Source organism: Streptomyces sp. NPDC104313, from assembly GCF_055583985.1.
In genome coordinates this window covers 154,914-178,113 of the sequence record NZ_JBVJMW010000005.1, presented here as the reverse complement: position 1 = coordinate 178,113, position 23,200 = coordinate 154,914, and the positions used below count along the sequence as shown (strand labels likewise).

Below are 23,200 nucleotides of genomic sequence, written 5' to 3'. Positions count from 1 at the left end.
CGCCCTCCCGGATACACCAGAGGTCTCGACCAGTTCGGTCGCCCGCGGCGGCAGCAGCATCGGAAGAATATCCGCATCCGATGGCCGCGGGCACGAATGCGCCTGCTCAGCAACGGTCCTGATGGTTCGAGGACGCTCGGCGGGTGTCCGTTCGGAGCGTCCCCATGCCCGCTTCCCCCTTCCGTCTACGACCAAAACCGCCCCCCTTCTCCGCACATTCTGGCCGAATCGCATCAGCTCGGAGCGCTTGCCCGGCGACCCCGGACGGCGATCGACCGACCGGGGTTTACCGGGAAAAAAGAGATACCAAACACATCAAGTCCCTGGCGCGGCGTTCGCCCTTCCCCCCATCCTCCTGCGGGAGCCACGGCATCGGTCCGTTTCGTAGCACGTTGTTCTCGCTCTCTTCATGTCGCCCGTTCTCTTCATGTGTCGCCCGTTCTCTTCATGTGTCGCCCGTTCTCTTCATGTCGCCCACGGAATGCGTGCCGGCTCCGTGAATACGGCGGCCGTTCCGTCCGGCCCGCCAAGGGCAGCGTTACCCGGCGTACGGGGGCCCGTAAAGGCAGCCTCATTGCCCCGCGTCCAGGACTCCGGGGCCTACTCCCCGCCCGGCCGGACGGTCAAGACTGGACAGTGATCGAGTGACCGTCCAGAAGGAGCGAGCATGCCGTCGTACCTCACCCCCGGTGTTTACGTGGAGGAGGTGCAGTCCGGAGCACGGCCCATCGAAGGTGTCGGCACCGCGGTCGCAGCCTTCGTCGGCTTCGCCGGGACGGGCCCCTTCCATCAGCCGACGCTGGTGACCAACTGGGACCAGTACGTGCAGACGTTCGGCGCCTTCACCGCCGGCACCTATCTGGCGCACGCCGTCTACGGCTTCTTCGCCAACGGCGGCGGCGCGGCCTACATCGTGCGCATCGGCGGCCCCGCGGAGGGCACGGCGCAGGCCGCGGTCGCCCAGGCCCCCGCTCCCGTCGCGCTCGGCGGGTTCCTCGTCTCCGCAAAGCCCGGCACGGGCGCGGACCTCTCCGTGGAGATCACCGACGCCGAGGGCGAGAACTCCCCGGAGGACCGTTTCCGGCTGCTGGTCCGCCAGGCCGGCAAGGTGGCCGAGACGTACGACGTCTCCACCCGCAAGAACGTCAAGGGCTACCTGGTCACCCAGGCCCGCGACTCCAAGCTGGTCCAGGTCACCGAGCAGCCCGGCGCGGCGCAGAGCCGCCCCGAGAAGCAGACCGTCGCCCTCGCCCCCGCCGCCGCGGGCGCCCCCGGCTCCGGTGTGGCACGGCTCGACGCCTCGGAGTACGTGGGCGATGCCTCCGCGCGTACCGGGTTCTCCGGCCTGGAAGCGATCGACGAGATCACGATGGTCGCCGTCCCGGACCTGATGAGCGCCTACCAGCGCGGCGACATCGACGCCGAGGGCGTCAAGACCGTGCAGCTGGCGGTCATCTCGCACTGCGAGCAGATGGGCGACCGGGTCGCCGTCCTCGACACCCCGCCGGGCATGAACGCCCAGCGTGTGCGCACCTGGCGCAACGAGGACGCCGGCTACGACTCGCGCTACGCGGCTCTCTACTACCCGTGGGTCAAGGTCTTCGACCCGGCGAGCGGACGCAACTCCCTGGTCCCGCCGAGCGGTCACGTGGCCGGCGTCTGGGCGCGCAGCGACAGCGAGCGCGGCGTCCACAAGGCCCCCGCCAACGAGGTCATCCGGGGCGCGGTGGACCTGGAGATCCGCCTCAGCAAGGGCGAGCAGGACCTCCTCAACCCGATCGGCGTGAACTGCGTACGCGCCTTCCCGGGCCGCGGCATCCGCATCTGGGGCGCGCGCACCCTCTCGTCCGACCCGGCCTGGCGCTACCTCAACGTGCGCCGCCTCTTCAACTACCTGGAGGAGTCCATCCTCCTGGGCACCCAGTGGGTGGTGTTCGAGCCGAACGACGACCGTCTCTGGTCGAGCATCCGGCGCAACGTCACCGCCTTCCTCACCGAGGAGTGGCGACGCGGTGCGCTGTTCGGCCGCACGGCCGAGGAGGCGTTCTACGTCCGGTGCGACCGGAGCAACAACCCGCAGGAGTCGATCGATCTCGGTCAGGTCGTCTGCGAGATCGGCGTGGCCCCGGTGAAGCCCGCGGAGTTCGTGATCTTCCGTCTCTCGCAGTTCTCCGACAGCACCAGCCTCGTCGACGAGTGACCCTCGCGGTCCTCCCCCACCCCTTCACTTTCACCATCGATCGGAACAGGTGACACAGAGTCATGGCAGAGGGCGACGCTCTTTCCACCCACGTATTCGGCGTACAGCTCGGCGGCTATCTCGTGGAGTCCATCCAGGAGATCAGCGGCCTGACCGTCGAGGAAGAAGTCGTCGAGGTCCGTCAGGTGACCGCCGAGGGCAAGCAGATCATCCGCAAGCAGCCGGGCGCCCGACAGGCCGGCGAGGTGACGATCACCCGCGGGCTCGACCAGAGCAGCGAGTTCACCACCTGGATCAAGGAGACCCTCAACAACGGGGCCGTCGACACCGCGCGGCAGAACCTCACGATCGAGATCAAGGACTCGACCGGTGCGACCGTCCGCCGCATCCAGCTGATGCAGGGCTGGGCCTCCAAGTGGGAGGGCCCCTCCCTCAAGGCCGGCGAGTCCAGCGCCGCGACCGAGACGGTGACCATCACCTTCGAGGAGATCGTGGTCGAATGAGGCGCCGGACCGTTACGCCGGGCAGCGGCCTCGAAGAGGTCCTGGACCGCCTCGCCACGGCGCCCGCCGCACGCGAGGAGGCCGCCACGCCCGCTCCCGCCCGCCCCCGGGAACGGGAACGGGAGACGTTGCAGACGGAGTTCACCTTCGAGCTGCCGCGCGGCTACGTCGACGACGAGGGCCAGGTGCACCGCAGCGGCACCATGCGGCTCGCGACGGCCCGGGACGAGCTCCGCCCGCAGATCGATCTGCGGGTGAAGGAGAACCCGGCGTACCTGTCCGTGGTGCTGCTGAGCCAGGTGATCACCCAGCTCGGCGCGGTCACCGATGTACACGTCGGAATCGTCGAGCGGATGTACGCGACCGACGTGGCGTTCCTCCAGGACTTCTACCGCCGGATCAACAGCGAGGGCCACACGCATGCCGCGGTGACCTGCCCGCTGTGCCACGGGTCGTTCGAGGTGGACCTCTCGGGTGGGCGCCTGGGGGAATCGTGACGTACGCGCTTCCCCGGCTGCGGGAGGAGATCGCGTACGTCGCCTACCACTTCCATTGGCAGCGTGAGGACATTCTCGACCTCACCCACGGCGAGCGTCAGCAGTGGGTGCGGGAGATAGCGCGGATCAACACCCGCGTCAACGAAGGCGGGTGATCGTGTGGGGCTCGGGGACTGGCTGCGCCGGGCGGACCGGCAGCGCTCCGGCACACCCTCGCGAGAGGGCGGCGGGCACGCCGAGGTGTCCGCCGTACCCACTCCCGGCCCGGACTCCGGCCCCGCAGCCGCTTCGGCTTCCGGTTCCTCGGCGGCTTCTGGTTCCCCGGCTGCTTCCGGCGGTGACTGGGACGGTGGCTGGCGACGGGTGGCCCCGCCGTCGGTGACCGTTGCCCGGTCCTCGATCGGCGTGAGCGACGGGCTGCGGTTCCGGTCGCGGCTGGCCTCCTGGCAGAACCCGGCCCTCGGCGGCGAACTCGGCCACTCCGTGCTGCCGTCGGCCCCGGTCGGCCTCATCCACGGCGTCGCCCGACCGGGCCGCGCACGGACCGCCTCCCCCGGCGGACCGCTGCTGCTGCGCGCGGTCCGTCCCCCGGACGCCGACGAGCCCACCGCTCCCCCGACCAACCTGCCGCCCGCCTCGGTGAACCGGGCGTCGGGCAAGGGCAGCAGGACGAACGACGGTACGGGGACGGGGAAGCCGAGCCCTGGATCGCCGAAGGTCCAGCGGTCGGGCGCGGCGCGTACCCCGGCCCCCTCCAACACCACCGCCCCGCCACGGCCGTCCGCGTCCTCCGGTGCGCGCACTCCCGCCGCCGTACGTCCGCGGCGGATCGCCCCGCCGCTGATCGTCGCCCGGCGGCCGGCGATGCCGCTGCGGCAGATCGCCGGGCTCGTGCCCCGCACGCCCACCGTCTCTTCCGCCTCCTCCGGTCCCTCCGCATCCTCCGTTCCCTCCTCATCGGCCGCGCCGACCGCACCGGCTGCGGCCCCCGACGTCCAGCGGGCGGTGTCCGAGCGGCGGAGCGGTCCGGACCGTACGGTTCCGGAGGGCGACGCCCCGTCCCCCGACCGTGTCTCCGGCCGGCCCGCCGCCGATGTGGTCCGCCCGGCCCTGGGCAAACCTCTGCGCGAGTTGCCCGCCGGAGCCAGGCCGGCCGGTGCCGAAGGACCGGCGGGCGTCGTTCCGTCCGCGCCCGCGACGGCCCACCCGGCGGCGGAGATGCCGGTGCTCCAACGCCAGGCATCGGACCCGCCGAGCCCGTCGAGTCCTCCGGCCACGACTCCCGCCACACCCGCGCCCCGCTCGACCGGCTCGACCGGCTCGACCGGCTCGACCGGCTCGACAAAGGCAGCGGCGCCCGCACCTGCACGTCACTACCAGCCGTCGTCGCCGGAGACCCGGTCCCGTACACCCCAGTCACCCCGGTCGCCCCAGGGCGCCCAGCCGTCCGGTTCGTCGGCGCCCTCGGGGCCCTCCCCTTCGGTGCGGCCGGCACCGCGGGCCGACACCACCGGCGGCGCGCGGGCCCGGGCGCGGGGCGGGATCGGCACGCCGCTTCCCTCGCTGCCGCCTACGGCCAGGCTCGGCGGCGACGCGCCTCTGCTCGGTGACCGCGCGCCCACCGGGCCGCGGCCGGATCCGGGTCGGCCCCAGGGTTCCGGGCCCGCTGTTCCGGCCCACGCTCCGATACCACCGGGCGCGCCCTCCGCGATGCCGGTGCGGTCGGTCCCCGTCCCGCCGGCCGTACCCACCGCCGTACCCGTAGTGCCCTCGGGGCCCCCCGTTCCGTCGCCCGGAAGCGCGGCCGTCCAGCGCGCGGCGGACCCCGCCCGTACCCGGACAGGTCCGGCCTCCGCCGCTTCCCCGACGCCCGTACGCGTCCGGCCGATCGCTCGGGGCCGTACGGCCCAGAGCCCCGGCGGTCCGACGACATCACCCACGGTCCAGCGGTCACGGACGCTGCTCTCCGGCCGCGACCTGACGGTGAACACCGGTTCCGCCGAGGGGTTTTCGGCGCCTGTGAGGACGGCGGCGGGCGGCAGCACCGCGCGCCCGGTCGTGGCGGCGACCTGGCGGCGCGACGTGCGGCAGCCGGGCACCGGTACTCCGTCACCGGACCCTGCCGACGGGCGGACCGGTGGCGGGCCCGGCGCCGGCCCCCAGCAGCCGGCGTCCTCCGGTACGGCTCCGGGGACCCTGGTCCAGCGCTCGGCGACCGCGCCGCCCGCGCCCCGGGGCGGCACCGCCTTCACTGACCCGGCCCCGGGTGCCGCGCGCCCAAGCGCCGGACCCACCGCCCGGGGCGGCGGGAGCGAACCGGGTCGCGCGCCGGGGACCACGGCTGCCCCCGCCGGGCGCGGTCCGTCCGCCCGTGGCGTACTTCAGCGACTCGTACGACGATCCGAGCGGGCCACAACGCCCTCGCCCACACCGCCCGGCACGCCCACCCCGCGTCAGCCTTCCGGGCCTGCGGCCCGCCGGACTCCGCAACAGGTTTCCGCACGGCACGCCGCCCCGTCCTCGGGCCAGGCCACTGCCTCTGCCACTGCCTCTCGCCCCACCCCCGGCCCTGCCCCCGCCCCCGGCCCTGTCCCTGTTGTTCAGCGCGCCGCACCGCTCCCGCACGCCCTGCCCTCCCGGCCGGGGATGCCGTCAGCCGCGTCGACGCCTCCGGCATCCGCAGCGCCCCACGCCCCCGCCACGCGCCCCGTTCCCGTCGTCCGGCCGCATCCGCCCGCGGCGGCGCGTCCGGAAGCCGCCGTACCGGTGCAGCGGCAGGCCATGCCGGTGGCACCCGACGGCGCCGGTCCACCGGCCGCCGGCCCTGCCCCCGCGGGCGGCTCCGCCGCCGGCGTATCGCCTGCCCTCTCCGTACGGGTGCCGCCCCGCGCGCCCGTGCGGACCGCCGGAGCGGGCCACCCGGAGAGCAGGGCACAGGCGGTCCGGCGTGCGGCGGCGAACGCCGGGATCACCGGGGTTCCCGTGCAGGCCGCCCCGCCCAGGCCCGCCGCCGGGACGACGGGGGCGGCCACCGGTTCCGACGACGCTTCCGACGCCCCTGCGGCGAACCGGCTGAGCGGAACGGAGATCGAGGAACTGGCCCGCCGGCTCCTCGACCCGGTGAGCCGGCTCATCCGCGCCGATCTCCGCCGGGGCCGGGAACGCAGCGGGCGGCTGCACGACGGCCGCCGCTGACGGCACGTCACGCCCCGGCCCACCCCCGCACGCCCCGTACGAGAGACAGCAGAGAAGACGAGAGACGCATGACGGACAACATCTTCGCGACGAGCGTGTTCTTCAAGCTCGCGATCGGCGGCAGCGACCTGGGCGCGTTCCACACCTGCTCCGGCCTGGGCGCCGAGGTGGAGATGGAGACGTACGCCGAGGGCGGCAACAACGGATTCACCTGGCAGCTGCCGGGGCGGATCACCTGGACGAACATCACGCTGACCCGCCCGGTGACCGCCGACACCCTCAAGATCGCACGCTGGCTGAACGAGACGATCCAGCGGGTCGAGCCCAAGGACGGCGAGATCGTGGCGCTACGCCCCGACCTCAGCCCGATCATCAGCTGGCAGGTGCACGGCATCGTGCCGGTGCGCTGGCAGGGGCCCTCCTTCGATCCGGCCAACTCCCAGGCGGCGATCGAGACGCTGGAGATCGCACACGAGGGGCTGGAGCCCTCCTGACCGGCGGCAGCGCATCCGACAGGACCAGGACGAAGGAAGGAGGAACGCAATGTCACCCGCTCTCCGCGCGAGCCGCGCTCGCGCCCAGCTGACCATCATGGAACCGCCGTCGGCCGTCGGCGCCAAGCCCGGCGGGACGCTCGCCCGCCTCACGTTGCAGTTCAACCCCGCGAGGCTGTCGCTGAGCAAGAGCACCGAGTGGCGGCGCACTCCGTCCCGGATGGCCGGGCAGTCCGCGCTGCCCGAGTTCGTCGGCAGCGGGCCCCGGGCCCTGTCGCTGGAGGTCTTCCTGGACGCCACCGCCACGCACGACAACTCCGTGGAGAAGGCGGTGGAGCAGTTGATGACCGCGTGTGTCCCCACGCCCACGAGCCTGGCCCGCAAGACGCCCGCCAGCCCCTGGGTGCGCTTCGACTGGGGGACGTCCAAGACGACCTCGTTCGACGGGGTGCTCTCCAACCTCTCGGTCTCCTACACCCTGTTCGACGTCGACGGGAAGCCGCTGCGCGCCACCTGCTCCCTGTCGATCGAGGAGGCGAGCGTCGGCCCGGCCGGCCAGAACCCCACCTCGGGTGCGAAGGAGGCGCGGCGCACCCACCGGGTGGTGGCCGGGGACAGCCTGCCGCTGCTGGCCTGGCGGGAGTACGGCGACGCCACCGCCTGGCGGACCATCGCACACGCCAACGACATCGACGACCCCATGCAGTTGACCCCCGGCAGGGAACTCCTCGTGCCCGGACGGGAAGACCACCTGGCGGAGGAGACCCGATGAGCGGCAAGGAGTCCCCCGGCCGCTCCTTCGCCGCCGACCCGATCGTCGAGGCGCCCGCCGAGCTGCCCGCCGCCTGGGCCACCCAGTTGGTGAGCTGCGTCGTCGACGAGAACGTGGGCCTGCCGGACACCGCCGTTCTGATGTACCGGGATCCCGACCACACCTTCCTCGCCAAGACCGGCATCGGCATGGGCACCCCGCTGAAGATCTCGGTGGTCACCGTGCAGGACCGGGCGCGCGAGCGGCTGTTCACCGGGGAGGTCACCGCGGTCGAGCTGGACACCGACACCACCGGATCGTTCACCGTGGTGCGGGCGTTCTCCAAGGCGCACCGCCTCCAGCGCGGCCGGAAGGTCATGGCGTACCGGAACATGAAGACGGCGGACATCGTCCGCAAGGTCGCCGCCGGCGCGGGTCTGGCCTGCGGGCGGATCGAGGCCGCGCCCATCACGTACAAGCAGGTGACCCAGCCGAACGTGTCGGACTGGGAGTTCCTCCAGCACCTCGCGGCCGAGAGCGGGGCCACCGTGCGGGTGGACGACAAGGGCCGGCTCCAGTTCACCAAGCCGGACCCCGCCTCCTCGGCCCCCTCGCCCACGACCTCCGCCACGCGCGACCCGATGGTCCTGGAGTACGGGAACAACCTGCTGGCCCTGCGTGCGGTGCTGACCGGCGCCGACGGGGCGGACAGCGTCGAGGTGCGCGGCTGGAACGTCGAGACCAAGACCCGGCTGGTGGCCCGGCAGCAGTCCGTACGCAGCGACACCGTCACCCCGGGGATGAGCCCGTCGACGGCGGCCAAGATGTTCGGGTCGGGCTCCCGGACGACGATCGCCGACACCCCGTACCGCACCCAGGCGGAGACCCGTGCCGTGGCCGGTGCGCTCGCCGCCTCGGTCAGCGCCGGCTTCGGGGAGGTCGAGGCGGTCGCCTACGGGAACCCGCAGCTGCGAGCGGGCATGCCGGTGGCCCTCGGCAACGTGGGACCCGCCTTCTCCGGCCGCTACACCGCAACCGCCGCGCACCACGTCCTCGAACCGGACACCGGCTACCGCACGACGGTGATCGTGAGTGCCTCGCCGGACCGGTCGCTCTCGGGGCTGGCCTCCGGCGGCAACGCCCCCGCGCGCGGCCCGCGCATGCCGGGCCTGGCGATCGGGGTGGTGACCGACATCCGTGAGGAGGGCAGGGGCCAGCGCGGCTGGGTACGGCTGAAGTTCCCGTGGCTCGACGACATGTACGTCACCGACTGGGTCCGTACGGTGCAGTGGGGTGGCCAGGGCGGCGGCGGGGTGTTCAGCCCCGAGGTCAACGACGAGGTGCTGGTCGGGTTCGAGCAGGGACTGCTGGACAGTCCGTACGTGCTCGGCGGTCTCTACAACGGGGTGGACAAGCCCTCGCCGCACGACGTCCCGCTGGTCGACCCGACGAGCGGGAAGGTCAACCGCCGCTCCCTGGTGTCACGTTCGGGCAACCGACTGGAGCTGCTCGACGCCCCGCGCGGCCCGTCCGGGGTCCGTATCGCCAGCGGTGACAAGCGGCTCGACGTGATGCTCGACGAGAAGAAGGGCGAGATCACACTGACGGTGAAGGCCCGCGGCGGCACCCGGGAACTCAGCTCGGTGACGCTGTCCGCGTCGGGCATCACGCTCGACGCGGGGGCCACGGGCGACGTGAACATCAAGGGCCGCTCGGTGACCGTCAACGGCAGGACGGGGGTCACGGTCGACGGCGGGCTGCTCGCGGTCCTCAAGGCCAAGCTCATCAGGATCAACTGACCGCCCGACCGACCACCCGACCGCCCCTCGGTCCGCCCGTACACCCGCCCGCCCATGACGCCCGATTTCCCCGAAGTCCCTTTCACCTCTAGGAGAACCCCGGCCATGCCCCCCGCAGCCCGCACGGGCGACAGCACCGCCCATGGCGGTCTCATCGGCACCCCGCCCCCGGGTGCGGTGGCCGTGGCCACCGTGTTCATCGGCGGCCGGCCCGCGGCCGTCACCGGGAGCCTCCACGTCTGCGTCGTCCCTCCGCACGCGGCGCTCGGGCCGGGCAACGTGATCATGCCCGACCCGGCCGCCGCGCTCACCGGCCAGGTGCTGATCGGCGGGCTGCCCGCCGCCCGGATGCGGGACAGGACCAGCTGCGGGGCGCCCATCATCAGCGGTGCGCTGAACGTCCTGATCGGGGGCCCGATGTGAGCGGCGGCGGATTCATCGGGCGCGGCTGGGGCTTCCCCCTGCGGGTCGGGCCTACCGGCGGGATCGCGCTGGTCGAGCGGGACCGCGAGATCGAGGAGGCGATCGGCCTGATCCTCGGCACCGCGCCGGGCGAGCGGCCGATGCGACCGGAGTTCGGCTGCGGCATCCACGACTACGTGTTCGCGCCCGGCGACGGGGCGACGGCCGGACGGATCGCGCAGGAGGTCCGCACCTCGCTGGAGCGGTGGGAGCCGCGCATCGAGGTGACGGACGTGGTGATCGCGTTCGACGCCATCGAGGAGGGCACGCTCTACATCGACGTGCACTACACCGTGCGGGCCACCAACGACCTGCGCAACCTCGTCTTTCCCTTCTACACGATCCCGTCGTCGGAGGGCTCTTCCGAGGGCTCGTCCGGGACCGCTCGGGAAGCGGGAGTGCGCTGATGGCCCTGCCTTCGCCCAATCTGGACGACCGACGTTTCCAGCAACTCGTCGACGAGGCCAAGCGGTACGTCCAGCAGCGCTCCCCCGAGTGGACCGACCACAACGTGTCGGACCCCGGGGTCACGCTGATCGAGACGTTCGCCTACCTGGTCGACCAGTTGCTGTACCGGCTGAACCGGGTGCCGGACAAGAACTACGCGGCCTTCCTCGACCTGCTGGGCGTCACCCTGTTCCCGCCGGCCGTGGCGCGGGCCGAGATCGACTTCTGGCTGTCCGCGCCGCAGCCGGAGACCGTGCACCTCCTCGCGGGCACCGAGGTCGCCACCGCGCGCGGGGAGGCCGAGGAGCCGGTGGTGTTCTCCACCTCCGAGGACCTGCCGATCGTGCCGAGTTCGCTGGTCCGGCTGGTCACCGCCCCGGTGTCGGGCGAGCAGACGGACCGGACCGGACCGCTCGGCGCGGGCAAGGACATCCCGTGCTTCCAGGCCCGGCCGGAGCCCGGCGACGCCCTGCTGTTCGGGCTGCCCACAGCCGTGCCCCGGTGCATTGTCGCCGTCCGCCTCGACAGCCGGGTGGAGGGCGTGGGCGTCGACCCGCGTCAGCCGCCGCTGGTGTGGGAGGCGTGGGACGGAGCCCGCTGGGTGACGTGTGCGACCGGCACCGACAGCACCGGCGGGCTGAACAGGCCCGGCGAGGTCGTCGTGTTCGTCCCCGCCGGGCACACCGCGTCCGTCGTGGCGGGGACCCGGGCGGGATGGCTGCGCTGCCGGGTCACCGCTCCGGAGCCGGGCCAGCCGTTCTACTCGGAGTCGCCGACGATCCGCGAGGCCGAGGTGTTCACGGTCGGCGGCACGGCGGCCGCGGAGCATGCGGAGACCGTCCTCGACGTGCCCCTCGGGACGTCCGAGGGCGTCGCCGGGCAGCGGTTCTCGGTGAGCCGGGCACCGTTGCTGCTGGACGGGGAGCCGCCGGTCGTCCAGGTGTCGACGGACGAGGGCTGGCAGGTGTGGACCCCGGTCGAGCACTTCGGCGCGTCCCGGCCCGGCGACCGGCACGTGCGGATCGACGCCGTCGCCGGGGAGTTCGCGTTCCCGCCGGAGGTGCGGGAGCCGGACGGCACGATGCGCGCGTACGGAGCGGTGCCGGAGAAGGGCGCCCAGCTCCGCGTTCCGCGCTACCGGACGGGCGGCGGCGCGGCGGGCAACGTCGCCCGGGGCGCCATCTCCGTACTGCGCAGTTCGGTGCCGTACGTCGCGGGAGTGAACAACCGTGAAGCGGCGACCGGCGGGGTCGACGGGGAGAGTGTGGAGAACGCGAAGGTGCGCGCGCCCAACATCCTGCGGGTGCAGGAGCGGGCGGTGACGGCCGAGGACTACGAGGTCATCGCCCGGGAGGCCGCGCCGTCGCTGCGCCGGGTCCGGTGCCTGCCGGCCGTGGCGGGCGAGGCCGGTGCGGTACGGGTGCTGGTGGTGCCCGACGCGGTCGCCGACGAGGACGGCCGGCTGCGGTTCGAGCAGCTGATCCCCTCCGACCCGGTGCTCGCGGCGGTCACCGAGCGGCTCGACGAACGGCGGCTGGTCGGCACCCGGCTGGTCGTGGAACCGCCCGCCTACCAGGGCGTCACCGTCGTCGCCCGGCTGGTGGCCGCGCCCGGCGATGTGGACCGGGTCCGGGCGGAGGCGCTGGAGGCGCTGTTCCGGCACATCGACCCCCTGCGGGGCGGGGCGGACGGCCGGGGATGGCCGTTCGGCAGGCCCGTGCAGTACGGGGAGGTCTTCGCCGTGCTCCAGAGCGTGGAGGGGGCCGGCCTGGTGGAGGACGTCCGGTTGTTCCCGGCGGACCCGATCACCGGGCGGCGCGGGGCGGCGGTGGACCGTGTCGACGTGGCTCCGGGAGCCCTGGTCTTCTCGCACCAGCACCAGGTGGTGGTCACCGCGAACGCGGCCGGTGAGGGCGTATGACGCGGGCCGCGGTTCCCGGGCTGCCCAGCCGGTACCCGATCGGCGAACTGCTGCCCGCCCTGTACGCGGACGACGACCTGGCCCAGCGGTTCACGGCGGGCCTGGACACGGTGCTGGCCCCGGTCCTGTCCACCCTGGACAACCTGCCCGCCTACTTCGACCCGTCACTGGCCCCGGCCGACTTCCTGCCCTGGCTGGCGTCGTGGGTGGGCGTCGAGGCCGATCCGGCGTGGCCGGTCGAGCTGCGCCGGGCGGTCGTCGCGCGCGCTGTGGAGCTGCACCGGTGGCGTGGCACGCGGCGGGGTCTCATCGAACGGCTGCGGCTCTGCTGCGGTGTGCACGCGGACGTCCGGGACGGCGGGGGCGCCACCTGGTCGGCCGAGCCCGGCGCGGCTCTCCCGCCGCCGCCGACCGGTGAACTGCTCGTCCGGGTCTGGCCGGTACGCGAGGGCGTCGCGGTGGACCCCCGCCGCGTCCTGGACGTCGCCGCCGCCTCGTGCCCCGTCCACCTCACCTGCCGGGTGGAGGTCCTGCCGGGCCCGCCCGGAGAGCCCGAACAGACAGGAAACTGACGTGATGCGTTCGTGCCCGGCATGCGGTACGGCCAACGGCGGGAGTGACGACTTCTGCGGCAACTGCGGCGGCTACCTGGGCTGGTCCTCCCAGCCCGCGCGGCCGACGCGAGCGGCGGCTCCGGAACCGGAGCCCGATCCGCAGCCCGAACCGGAGCCCGAGCCGGCGGCGGTGAAAGCAGAGGCGCCGGTGGCGAAGCCGGAGCCGACCGGGCCGCCGACGCCCCCCGCAGCGGACCCGGGTCCGCCCGCACCGGCACCCGCGCCTGCCTCCGTCCCTTCACCTTCACCTTCACCTTCGGAGCCGTCCGTCCCACCGGCGCGGCCCGCACCCGACGCCCCGGAGCAGCGGCCACCGCGCCCCGGTCCCGCGTCCCCGGAACGCCCCGAGCCACCCGCTCGGCCCGCCCCCGCGCGCCCCGAGCAGCCGCCGATACCGCCCCGGGCCGCTCCCGCGCCGGCGAAGCCCCCCGCTGCCGCTCCCGTACCGCCGGGGCCCACCGCGCCTCCGGCGAGTCCCGTACCGGCGCCGCCGCCGCTACCTCCGGTGCGGCCCGCTCCCGCTCCCGTACGCCCCGGAATCCCGGCGTCCGCAGCGGCGTCCGGGAGTGCGTCCCTGGCGGACGAGGAGGTCGAACCGATCGGGGCGGTGCGGCCGGCCAAGCCCGCGGCCCGGCGGCCCGTCGTGCGGCCGGTGGAGGCGGACGAGACGCCGGACGGTCCGCCCTGCCCGGCCTGCGGCACGCCGAACCTGCCCGGGCGCCAGTTCTGCCGACGGTGCGCCGCTCCGCTCCGGGTCCGGGAACAGCCCGCCGCCCTGTCGTGGTGGCGCACCGTGTGGCCGTTCCGCCGCCGGGTGCGCGGGGGTTCGGGCCGGGCGCTGCGGCGGACGCTCCTGGTCCTGGTCGTGGCCGGGCTGCTGGTCGCGGGGTTCCTGCTCCTCCCGTTCGGGCGCTATGTCTTCGAGGACGTCCGGGACAAGCTCGGCGGCACGGCGGAGATCAGCCCCACCGGGGTGACCGCCAGCGCCTCGGCTCCCGGTCACCCGGCGAGCTCGGCGATCGACGGCCTGACGGACAGGTACTGGGGCGCTCCCGCGCTCGGCGCGTCGCTGACCTCCTCGTTCAAGACGCCGTTCCGGCTGGTCGGCGTCGTGGTGTACACCGGTGTGTCGAAGGAGCCGCAGGAGTTCCGGCGGGGCGCGCGGCCGACCCGGGCGGAGCTGATCGTCACCACGAAGGACGACAAGGTGCACAAGAAGACCGTGACCTTGAACGACAAGCCCGGCAAGCAGACGGTACGGACGGGCATCAGCGACGTCGTCTCCGTCCGCTTGGTGCTGCGGGAGGCGACCGGCCAGGGCGAGGGCCGGCCGATCGCGGTCGGCGAGGTCGAGTTCTTCAAGCGCACCTGACGGAAGGCCCCCGCCGCACCCGTCCGGCGCTCCCGGCGGGGGCCGCCGCCCGGTTCAGCGCTCCGGCACGAACCGCCGGCCGTCCCGTCGGCGTCGGCCGTCGGGGCCGGATTCGCCGGGGCCGGATTCGCCGGGGCCGGGTTCGCCGGGGCCGCGCCCCGTCCCGGTCGGGGTGACCGGCCGACGCAGACGTCCCAGCATGACGTTCAGCCCCAGACTTCCCTCAACTACCCATAGCCGCTCAGCAGTTCCAGCCGATGGAACAATTTCGGTCACCTATGGCTTCCCCCCGCCCTCCACTCGGGGTTGACTGAGGCTCACGCATGGTGACGCGACCGCCCTCGCCGACTCGCCGACCGCGCTCCGGAGCCACGGCCCCGGTGGAGGAGAGAGGACAGCGATGACCGGCCCACCTCGTACGGTCATCCCTTGGCCAGGACTCGCGGATGCCCTGCGGCTGCCCTCCGACGAGTGCGCGACCATGCGCGATCATCGGGAACGCGCGGCGTGCGTCGCCCATCCGTATCCATTCGACGAGGGGCAGCAATGAGCCAGATCACGTTACCGCTGTTTCACATGCCGTTCGAGAGTGTCGGGTGCCATCCGGGCCTGGCCGAAACCCGTAAGGCCGCCTGGGAATGGGCCGGATCCGAAGGTCTCGATCTGTCCGCACCGGCCCGGAAGAAGATGATCCGGACCCGCCCGGAACTATGGATATCCCTCATCTTCCCGCAGGCCACGCAGGATCATCTCGACCTCTTCTGTCAATGGCTCTTCTGGGCCTTCCTCGTGGACGACGAGTTCGACGACGGCCCGGCCGGACGCGATCCGCTGATGTGCGAGAACGCGATCACCCGCCTGGTGGACGTCTTCGACGGGGCCGCGCCGAACGGGCCCATGGAGCGGGCGCTCGCCGGGCTGCGGGACCGCACCTGCCGCGGGCGGTCGCCGCAGTGGAACCGGCAGTTCCGGCGGGATATCGCCGCCTGGCTGTGGACCTACTACGCCGAGACCGTCGAGCGGGCCGCCGGACAGGTGCCGAGCCGGGCCGAATTCGCCAAGCACCGGCGGGATTCGGTCGCCATGCAGCCCTTTCTCTGCCTGCACGAGATCACCGCCGGAATCGACCTCCCGGATTCCGCCCGGAGTCTGCCCGCCTATATCGCCCTGCGGAACGCGGTCACCGATCATTCCGGCCTCTGCAACGACATCTGCTCCTTCGAGAAGGAAGCCGCTCTCGGGTACGAGCACAACGCCGTACGGCTGATTCAGCGCGACCGGCGATCCACCCTCCAGGAAGCGGTCGACGAGGCCGGTATCCAACTGGCCCGGATAGCCGAGCGGGTGCAGCGGGCGGAAAAGGAACTGATCGAGGAAATCGAGGCGGCGGGCATCGGCGGCCCGACCCGGGCGGCCCTGGAGCGCTGCGTCCAGGACTACCGGGGACTCGTACGGGGCGACTTCGACTACCACGCGCGCGCCGAGCGCTACACCCGCCCGGATCTGGTCGAGCCGGACGAACGGGACTCGCTGTCCCAGTACTTCGCCGCCTGAACCCTCCGCCCGGACGACGACCGCTCCGCGTGGCACGGGGCCCGGGAATCGCCTTCCCGGACCCCGGCCGGGAGGCGGTTCCGGGGCCGCCGTGACCCCTGGACGTTTCCTGTCGGACCAGGGCAGGGTGAGGCGTGGCCCGGTCCGCCCCCATGGAAGACTGGGGCCCGCAAGCGTGTCCCGGGGCGCTCCAACGGCCGGGCCGACAGAGGAGTCGTGCCCCCGGTCAGCGACTGACCGGCCGGGAATGCCCTGCCTTCCAGCCAGCGTCGTCCCCGGGGAATCACCTATGAGAGCACAGCGAAGAGTTTGGGCCACGGCCGCCGTCACGACGGCGGCCGTGGCGGGTGTCCTGGTGTTCCAGGGCGTGACCGGCACCTCCGACGCCGACCGCGACGGGCGGGCGGCGGACGCCAAGTCCGCCCCGGTGAAGGCCGATGTGCACAGGACCGCGCTGAAGACCTCGCCCGACGGCGGCTCCGCGTCGCTCGCGCGGCGCGACACCGAACCGTTCAGTCTGCTCGGCGTCACCTGGACCGATCCCGCCGCCGAGGTCACGGGCCTCGTCGAGGCCCGTACCCGGTCCGCCGCCACCGGTGGGTGGACCGGCTGGCTGCCCCTGGACACCGAGATCGACGGGCGCACCGAGACCGGCCGGCCCGGCGTCCGCGGCACCACCGAACCCCGCTGGGTCGGCCCCTCCAACGGCGTCGAGGTCCGCGTCCGCGCCGGGGACGGCGCCCGGGCCGGACTGCCCGGGGGCCTGCGGCTCGACATGGTCGATCCGGGCGGCGACACCACACCGCTCGCCGCCGAACCGGCCGCGTTCAGCATCGAGGAGACCCCCTCCGAGGAGCCCGCGCCCGGCGGGGAACCGCCGGTCACCTCGCCCACGGAGCCGGCCGCGGAGCCCACGGACGAGCCGTCGTCCACCCCGACCACCGAGACCCCGGCGCCGCCGAGCCCGAGCACCGAACCCCCCACGCCGTCCGGGTCGCCGACGACGCCCACCACCTCACCGTCGCCGACGCTGTCGCCCGCCCCGCCGTCCACCGTTCCGCAGCCGCCGATCGTCTCCCGGACGGCCTGGAAGGCGGACGAGTCGCTCAGCCTCGAGGCGCCCGACTACCTGGACCAGGTCAGGGCCGTCTTCGTCCACCACACGGCGCAGACGAACGCGTACTCCTGCGCCGACTCGGCGGCCATCGTGCGCGGTCTGCACACGTACCACGTGACGTCGAACGGCTGGAAGGACCTCGGTTACAACTTCATCGTCGACAAGTGCGGCACGGTCTTCGAGGGCCGCACGGGCGGTGTGGACCGGCCCGTGATGGGGGCGCACACCTACGGGTTCAACCGGGACACCACCGGCATCGCCGTGATCGGCATGTACACCGACACCAAGGCCGCGACCGCCGCGACCACCTCGGTCGCCCGCGTCGCCGCGTGGAAGCTCGGCCAGTACCAGGCCGACCCGGCCGGTTCGGTCCAGCTCACCGCCGGGGCGAACGGCAACAACATGGACCACCAGAAGTTCGCCGCCGGCAAGCAGTACGCCTTCCCGCGGATCTCCGGGCACCGGGACGGGTTCGCCACCGAGTGCCCCGGCCTCTCCCTCTACCAGCAGTTGCCCGCCGTCCGTTCCCTGGCCGCGGGCCCCGTCACCGGTCTCACCATCGCCTCGGTGACCGGGGCGAGCGCCTCCGGCTCCACGTACTACACCCGGTCGAAGATCACCGTCGGCTGGAAGGCGACCACGCCGGCCTCCTTCGTCAAGGGTTACGAACTGCTCGTCGGCGGGAAGCCGGTGGCCACCGTCGAGGGCGACGTCACCTCGGCCCCGGCCACCCTCGCCGCCGGCAAGCACTCCGTGCAGGTCCGGGCCACCCACCAGTCGGGGAAGACCTCCCTGTCCCCGGTCGCCACCGTGGTCGCCGACACCGCACCGCCGGTCTTCTCCACCAAGCCGGCCCTCACCCTGCGCACCGGCACGGTGAACTCCACCTCCGTCCCGCTCACCCTGAAGTGGAAGGCCACCGACGCCGCCTCCCTCAAGGAGGTCCGGCTGACCGCCCCCGTCGCCAGGACGTACGGCCCGACCACGGTCAGCGCCTCGCACACCGCGAAGCCCGCCAAGGCGACCGCCTGGAAGATGACGGCGTACGACCGCGCGGGCAACACGGCCGCCGCCCCGGTGTCCGGGACCCCGGTGATCCTCAAGGAGTCCGCCGCCAAGAAGGGCGGCAAGTGGACCACCAAGTCCTCCGGCAACTACCTGGGCGGCAAGTCGTACTCCAGCAGCACCAAGGGCGCCAGTCTGACCTGGACGTTCACCGGCCGGTCGGCCGCCTGGGTGGTGTCGCGGGCCGCCACTTCGGGGCAGGCATACGTCTACGTCGACGGGAAGAAGGCCGCCACGGTGGACCTGAAGTCCTCCACCACGAAGTACCGGCAGGCGATCTGGACGAAGTCCTGGTCCTCCAGCGCCAAGCACACGGTCAAGATCGTGGTCGTCGGCACCAAGGGTCGGCCGGCCCTGACCACGGACGGGCTGGTCCACCTGAAGTAGCCGCCCGGACCACCGCACCACGAGAGGGGTTGGCACACACCGTGTCCGACATCGTGGCGGGGACTCCCCCGCAGGTGAGAACCGTGCACGGCACCGTGCGCGGTGCGGTGGAGCGGGGCGTCGCGGTCTTCCGCGGCATCCCGTACGCGGCTGGGCCGGTGGGCGCGCGGAGGTTCCGCGCGCCCGGGCCGCCCGAGCCGTGGACGGGGGTGCGCGAGAGCGTGGCGTACGGTCCGACGGCCCCCAAGCGGCCCTACGCCCCGCCGCTGGACCGGCTGCTGCCGGATCCGGCGGTGCCGGGCGAGGACTGCCTGAACCTCAACGTGTGGACGCCGTCGCCGGAGCCGGGGGCCGGGCTGCCGGTGCTCGTGTGGATCCACGGAGGTTCGCTGCTGCACGGCTCCTCGGCGGTGCCGGTGTACGACGGGTCCGCGTTCGCCCGGGACGGGGTGGTCCTCGTCTCGGTCAACTACCGCCTGGGCATCGAGGGCTTCGGCGTCTTCCCGGACGCGCCCGCCAACCGGGGGCTCCTGGACCAGCTGGCCGCCCTGGAGTGGGTGCGCGACAACATCGCAGCGTTCGGCGGCGATCCGGACCGGGTGACCGTGGCCGGGGAGTCGGCTGGGGCGGTCAGCATCGCCGCCCTGCTGGCCTCGCCCCGGTCGGCGGGACTGCTGCGGCGGGCGGTGCTCCAGAGCGGGGCGCCCGCCGCGCTGACGCCCGCCGCCGCGCGCGGGACGACCGAGCTGATCGCGAAACGGCTCGGGGTGCCCGCGACGGCCGCCGCACTGGCCGCCGTGGACCCCGAGGCGCTGCTCACCGCGCAGACCGAGGTCACCAGCGGCGGGAACCCGCTGACCGGCCGCAGCTCCTTCCAACTGGTCGTGGACGGCGAACTGCTGCCCCACGACCCCGTGGAGGCGCTGCACGCGGGCGCGTCCGCCGGGATCGACCTGTTGCTGGGGACGAACACCGAGGAGTACCGGCTCTGGTTCGTGCCCGGCGGCCTGACCGAGAGGATCAGCGAGCTGCGGCTCCGCCTCGCCCGGCTGAAGTTCAAGGTGCCGAACGCCACCGCCCGCACCTACCGCGCCAACCGCCCGGGCGCCTCCCCCGGGGAGATCCTCGGCGCGCTCGCGACGGACCTGCTGCTGCGGGTGCCGATCAACCGGCTGGCCGACGCCCGGACGCACGCGCCGGGTGCCACGTACGTCTACGAGTTCGGCTGGCCCACCCCCGTACAGCGGCTGGGTGCCTGTCACGCCCTGGAGCTGGGTTTCGTCTTCGACACGCTCGCCCACCCCGACACGATGGCCCTGACCGGCCCGGACGCCCCGCAGGAGCTGGCGGACGCGATGCACCGGGCGTGGGTGGACTTCGCGACGGGCGGTGACCCGGGGTGGCCGTCCTGGGACGCGCGGCGGCCCGTGACGGTCTTCGGCCCGGGCGCACCGGAGCTGGTCCTGGCCCCGCGCGACGACGAGTTGCGCGGCTGGAAGCCGTACCGGAGCTAAGGCCGCAGGGAGATCCAGTGCGGGTCGGGGACCACGGTGAGGAGTGCCGAGACCACCACGACCAGGCCCAGCACGACCTGTTCGCGGCGGGCCGGCCGGAGTGCGACCGACGGGTCGGCGTCCCGGAGCATCCGCCGCCGGGCCGCCACCGCCAGCACGCTGACCACGGCCATCAGCGCCAGCTTGACCAGCAGGGTGCGCCCGTAGGCGGAGGTGAACACGACGTCCAGCGGCAGCCGGCGCAGGGCCGACGCCGTGCCGGTGGCGGCGAGGGCGACGTACAGCCAGATCGCCAGGCGTGCGTACCGGCCGAGCAGTGCGCGGGCCGCGACGGGTGCGCCCCGCCAGAGCCACATGGTGCGCAGGACGTACAGCAGACCGCCGGTCCACAGCGAGGCGGCGGTCAGATGGACGACGGTGAGGGCGGCGCCGAACTCGGGGCTGTACGCCTCCGGGTGCGCGCGCAGGGCCTCCGCGCCGATGACGAGGGCGAGCGGGGCCAGCGCGAGGGCCGGGCGTCTGCTCGCGGCGCAGAAGGCGGCGATGACGAGGCCGTTGGCGATGAGGAGGAGCAGGCCGCCCTCGCGGGTGCCGTAGGTCTCGGTGATCCCGAGATCGCTGACGGCGGCGAGCCGGACGATCTGCCCGGCGGCGGCCGCCGCCCCGGCGAGCGAGGCGTACACCGCCCAGCTCCGTACGGCGGTGCGGGGGCGGCCCCGGACGGGCCGGATGAGCTGCGGGGCGAGGAGTTCGCCCAGGTGGAGGGCGAGCGCGGCGAACAGGACGGTGCGGAGCACGGTGGTGATCCCCGCGCCGGGTATCCGGAGCTCCCCGGTGCCGCGTGCCACGAGGCCGGGGCCCAGCAGGGCCACGAGGAGCGCGAGGGCGCCCGCGGCGCAGAACAGGAGTGGGGTGGTCCAGGAGCGTCCGGCCGGCCGCCCCGACGGTCCCGGTCTCCCGGGTGTCCCGCCGGCGAAGGGCGCCTCGCCCGTCGGCGCCGGTACGGCCGCCACCACCGCGGGCAGGCCGGGGCCGGTCGGCGCGGCCGGGTCGGCGGGGGGTCGGGAGAACATCACGGCCCGATCCTCGTCGGTGGACAGTCGGTGGACATAGACACGGCACGCCGCGCGCGGTGGGCGGGACCGGGACCGCTGGAAGGGGCCCGGAAGACACCCGGGAGGCACCCGGAGGGCACCCGGAAAGGGGCCCTGCCGGCGTATCCGGCGGCGGCCGGACCCCGATGGGCGCGGGACCGGCCGCCGCGGCGGATCAGGCCTTGTTCTGCGAGGCCCAGAACTCGTCGAAGGTGAGCAGGCCGTCACCGTTGACGTCGTGGGCGTTGATGATCGCCTGCGCCACCGTCTCGGTGACGAAGGGGTCGCCCAGCTGGGCCATCGCGCTCTTGTACTCGTTGGCCGTGATGAGCCCGTCGCCGTCTCTGTCGAACCGCTCGAATGCCGTCCGCGCCGACTCGATGTCCGCCACTGTTCCGCCCCTTCGTGATGCCGAATGTCAGGGGTCAGATTATCGGGCCGCTCGGGTGGCATCGGCGGCCGGTAGGCCCAGCAGCTCCGTGACCGTCACCGCGCGCAGCCCGCGACGGCCGATCTCGGCGAGAAGCAGCGGCAGCGCGTCGACGGTGACCGGGCGACCGAGACTCAGCTCCACCACCGAACCGTTGCGCAGCTCCCCCGCGACCTTCCGGGTGACGGCGGCGACGCGGGTGGCCGTGTGGTCGAGCGACTCCAGGTCGCAGCCGAGGACATGGGGGTAGCCGGCCCGCTGCGCGAGGCGCTGGAGGAGCGGGGAGACGTACGCGGTGGGCGAGGGGCGGAACCAGGTGCCGATGGACCCGGTGAGCCGGCGCAGCCGCCGGGCGCAGACGGCGATCTCCTCGTACACCGCGTGTTCGTCCAGGGACGCGAGGTCGAGGTGGTGCTCGGTGTGGTTGCCAATCTCGTGGCCCCCGTCGAGGATCCGGCGGGCCAGGCCGGGGTGTTCGGCGAGCCAGGTGCCGACCGCGAGCACCGTGACGCGCGCCCCGGCCTGTTCGCACCGGGCGAGTGCGGTGCGAGCGAGGTCCGGGTCGCCCCGGCCGTCGAAGGTGAGGGCTACGCGGGGCCGGTCGCGGGGACCGTGCGTGATCCGGAAGGGCATCCCGGGGAAGCGGTGCGGGGCGGCGGCCGGGGAGCCGGCGGGGCCGGAGGGGGCGGAGGCTTCGGGGGCGGGGGCCTTGTCGGGAGCGCGGGTGACGGCCGCGGGTCCGGCGGCTCCGCCCGCCCCGTCGCTCCGTGCGCACCCCGCGGCGAGGGCGGCGGCCCATGCCCCGGCCCCGGCGCCCAGCGCGCCCCGCCGGCCCATCGGGGCCCTGTGTCCGTGCATGCCCGACCACCTCGCGTTCCACGGGTTCCACTGAATCCGCTGATTCCCGGGACACAGTAGAGGCACGACGGGCGAAATAGGATGATTGAGCAATTCATCAGATGATCAATGAATCATTCGAGCATCGCCATAAAGATGCATGGAATGCCAGGCGAGTGATCGAGCACACCTGCGATTCAACCAGCCAATGACCGTTTGTTCCGCACATATCCCAACAAGTCGCTTTGGCGCCGGGGTCGCCCATCTGCCATAGTCGGAGCCACGACCCCCATTGACCCGGGCACAGGTCGTCGCAAGCGGCCGTGGACACACCCCCCATTTCACGGCCCCCGACAGAAGCCCCCGCAGCGCCCCACCACGGCCGACCGGGGGCTTCTGCGTATCCGGCGCGACAACGGCGGGGCCCTCAGCGGTCGGAGATGCGCATCTCGAACCAGGTGATCTTGCCGCGCGGCAGCAGATCCACACCCCAGCGGTCGGAGAGCTTGTCGACGAGGAAGATCCCGCGGCCACTGACATCCATCTCACGCACCGGCATCAGACACGGCAGTCCGCGCGAGGGGTCGCGCACCTCGATCCGGATCCAGCCCCGGCGGCGGACCATCCGCAACCCGAAGGCCCGGGCCCCGGTGTGACGCACCGCGTTCCCCACGAGCTCCGAGACGAGGAGCACCGCGTACTCGGCGGTCTGGGGCGAGAGGGCCCACTGGCGGAGCACGACGCAGGAAGTGATGCGCCGGGCCGTCGCCGCCGACTCCGGGCGGGACGGCAGCCGGACCTCCCCCTCGGTCGGATTTCCGAACAACTCCAGTACCTTGAACGCCTGTTCGTCATCCGTGGTCGACGTCCAGCGTGCCGCGGTCGCGCTGCTGCGCGGTCGCGGCTGATCCACACCCTCCAAGCCCGCCATGCCCACCATCATGGCC

The 23,200-nt window shown here is 73.3% G+C and carries 22 protein-coding genes; 17 read left to right on the top strand and 5 right to left on the bottom strand.

Annotated features, from left to right (window positions below):
- The first annotated feature begins 667 nt into the window (after positions 1-667).
- The 4 genes from ACZ60Q_RS14310 (at position 668) to ACZ60Q_RS14295 (ending at position 3,355) form a co-directional block, all read left to right on the top strand.
- Positions 668-2,200, top strand: a complete 1,533-nt coding sequence (locus tag ACZ60Q_RS14310; RefSeq protein WP_469633169.1) for a phage tail sheath family protein — start codon at positions 668-670, stop codon at positions 2,198-2,200.
- A gap of 62 nt (positions 2,201-2,262) precedes the next feature.
- Complete coding sequence (locus tag ACZ60Q_RS14305; RefSeq protein ID WP_366387576.1) at positions 2,263-2,703, top strand: phage tail protein; 441 nt, start codon at positions 2,263-2,265, stop codon at positions 2,701-2,703.
- On the top strand, positions 2,700-3,200 hold the full coding sequence (locus tag ACZ60Q_RS14300) for a hypothetical protein (protein WP_469633166.1): 501 nt from the start codon (positions 2,700-2,702) through the stop codon (positions 3,198-3,200). The genes ACZ60Q_RS14305 and ACZ60Q_RS14300 overlap by 4 nt, the downstream gene beginning before the upstream one ends.
- Entirely contained in the window at positions 3,197-3,355 is a 159-nt protein-coding gene (locus ACZ60Q_RS14295) for a DUF6760 family protein (protein ID WP_003966147.1), read from the top strand. The genes ACZ60Q_RS14300 and ACZ60Q_RS14295 overlap by 4 nt, the downstream gene beginning before the upstream one ends.
- Positions 3,356-4,573: 1,218 nt before the next feature.
- On the opposite strand, the gene ACZ60Q_RS14290 is transcribed toward ACZ60Q_RS14295, so the two are convergent.
- On the bottom strand, positions 4,574-4,750 hold the full coding sequence (locus ACZ60Q_RS14290; RefSeq protein WP_469633163.1) for a hypothetical protein: 177 nt from the start codon (positions 4,748-4,750) through the stop codon (positions 4,574-4,576).
- Positions 4,751-5,981: 1,231 nt separating this feature from the next.
- Here ACZ60Q_RS14290 and ACZ60Q_RS14285 point away from each other — a divergent pair.
- The 13 genes from ACZ60Q_RS14285 (at position 5,982) to ACZ60Q_RS14225 (ending at position 19,892) form a co-directional block, all read left to right on the top strand.
- On the top strand, positions 5,982-6,395 hold the full coding sequence (locus ACZ60Q_RS14285; protein ID WP_469633160.1) for a hypothetical protein: 414 nt from the start codon (positions 5,982-5,984) through the stop codon (positions 6,393-6,395).
- 68 nt (positions 6,396-6,463) lie between these two features.
- Positions 6,464-6,889: a phage tail protein gene (locus ACZ60Q_RS14280; RefSeq protein ID WP_469633158.1), complete on the top strand. Its 426-nt coding sequence runs from the start codon at positions 6,464-6,466 to the stop codon at positions 6,887-6,889.
- A 49-nt stretch (positions 6,890-6,938) separates the two neighbouring features.
- Positions 6,939-7,661, top strand: coding sequence for a CIS tube protein (locus ACZ60Q_RS14275; RefSeq protein ID WP_469633155.1), 723 nt, complete (start codon positions 6,939-6,941; stop codon positions 7,659-7,661).
- Positions 7,658-9,439: a VgrG-related protein gene (locus ACZ60Q_RS14270; RefSeq protein ID WP_469633152.1), complete on the top strand. Its 1,782-nt coding sequence runs from the start codon at positions 7,658-7,660 to the stop codon at positions 9,437-9,439. Before ACZ60Q_RS14275 ends, ACZ60Q_RS14270 begins: the two co-directional genes overlap by 4 nt.
- Before the next feature lie 105 nt (positions 9,440-9,544).
- A complete protein-coding gene (locus tag ACZ60Q_RS14265; RefSeq protein WP_469633150.1) occupies positions 9,545-9,862 on the top strand; it encodes a PAAR domain-containing protein in 318 nt (105 codons plus the stop codon).
- Positions 9,859-10,308 (top strand): GPW/gp25 family protein, encoded by a 450-nt coding sequence (locus ACZ60Q_RS14260; protein ID WP_215107181.1) that lies wholly within the window; start codon positions 9,859-9,861, stop codon positions 10,306-10,308. Before ACZ60Q_RS14265 ends, ACZ60Q_RS14260 begins: the two co-directional genes overlap by 4 nt.
- A complete protein-coding gene (locus ACZ60Q_RS14255) occupies positions 10,308-12,269 on the top strand; it encodes a putative baseplate assembly protein (protein WP_469633148.1) in 1,962 nt (653 codons plus the stop codon). Before ACZ60Q_RS14260 ends, ACZ60Q_RS14255 begins: the two co-directional genes overlap by 1 nt.
- The gene (locus ACZ60Q_RS14250) at positions 12,266-12,841 is read left to right on the top strand and encodes a phage tail protein I (RefSeq protein WP_469633145.1); all 576 of its coding nucleotides are present in this window, start codon (positions 12,266-12,268) and stop codon (positions 12,839-12,841) included. Before ACZ60Q_RS14255 ends, ACZ60Q_RS14250 begins: the two co-directional genes overlap by 4 nt.
- 547 nt (positions 12,842-13,388) lie before the next feature.
- Positions 13,389-14,255 (top strand): NADase-type glycan-binding domain-containing protein, encoded by an 867-nt coding sequence (locus tag ACZ60Q_RS14245; RefSeq protein ID WP_469633143.1) that lies wholly within the window; start codon positions 13,389-13,391, stop codon positions 14,253-14,255.
- Between the two features lie 400 nt (positions 14,256-14,655).
- Positions 14,656-14,805 carry a hypothetical protein gene (locus tag ACZ60Q_RS14240; RefSeq protein WP_469633141.1) on the top strand — a complete coding sequence of 50 codons (150 nt, stop codon included), beginning with the start codon at positions 14,656-14,658 and terminating at the stop codon, positions 14,803-14,805.
- Between the two features lie 26 nt (positions 14,806-14,831).
- Positions 14,832-15,809 carry a terpene synthase family protein gene (locus tag ACZ60Q_RS14235; RefSeq protein ID WP_469633139.1) on the top strand — a complete coding sequence of 326 codons (978 nt, stop codon included), beginning with the start codon at positions 14,832-14,834 and terminating at the stop codon, positions 15,807-15,809.
- A gap of 289 nt (positions 15,810-16,098) precedes the next feature.
- Positions 16,099-18,378: a peptidoglycan recognition protein family protein gene (locus ACZ60Q_RS14230; RefSeq protein ID WP_469633136.1), complete on the top strand. Its 2,280-nt coding sequence runs from the start codon at positions 16,099-16,101 to the stop codon at positions 18,376-18,378.
- 41 nt (positions 18,379-18,419) lie between these two features.
- A complete protein-coding gene (locus ACZ60Q_RS14225; protein ID WP_469633133.1) occupies positions 18,420-19,892 on the top strand; it encodes a carboxylesterase/lipase family protein in 1,473 nt (490 codons plus the stop codon).
- On the opposite strand, the gene ACZ60Q_RS14220 is transcribed toward ACZ60Q_RS14225, so the two are convergent.
- From ACZ60Q_RS14220 to ACZ60Q_RS14205, 4 genes are all read right to left on the bottom strand, one after another.
- Positions 19,889-20,965, bottom strand: a complete 1,077-nt coding sequence (locus ACZ60Q_RS14220) for a CopD family protein (RefSeq protein ID WP_469633131.1) — start codon at positions 20,963-20,965, stop codon at positions 19,889-19,891. The genes ACZ60Q_RS14225 and ACZ60Q_RS14220 overlap by 4 nt on opposite strands.
- 196 nt (positions 20,966-21,161) lie before the next feature.
- Entirely contained in the window at positions 21,162-21,377 is a 216-nt protein-coding gene (locus ACZ60Q_RS14215) for an EF-hand domain-containing protein (RefSeq protein WP_469633128.1), read from the bottom strand.
- A 39-nt stretch (positions 21,378-21,416) separates the two neighbouring features.
- Positions 21,417-22,274 carry a polysaccharide deacetylase family protein gene (locus ACZ60Q_RS14210; protein ID WP_469633125.1) on the bottom strand — a complete coding sequence of 286 codons (858 nt, stop codon included), beginning with the start codon at positions 22,272-22,274 and terminating at the stop codon, positions 21,417-21,419.
- Between the two features lie 406 nt (positions 22,275-22,680).
- Complete coding sequence (locus ACZ60Q_RS14205) at positions 22,681-23,196, bottom strand: ATP-binding protein (RefSeq protein ID WP_469633825.1); 516 nt, start codon at positions 23,194-23,196, stop codon at positions 22,681-22,683.
- Positions 23,197-23,200 lie beyond the last annotated feature (4 nt).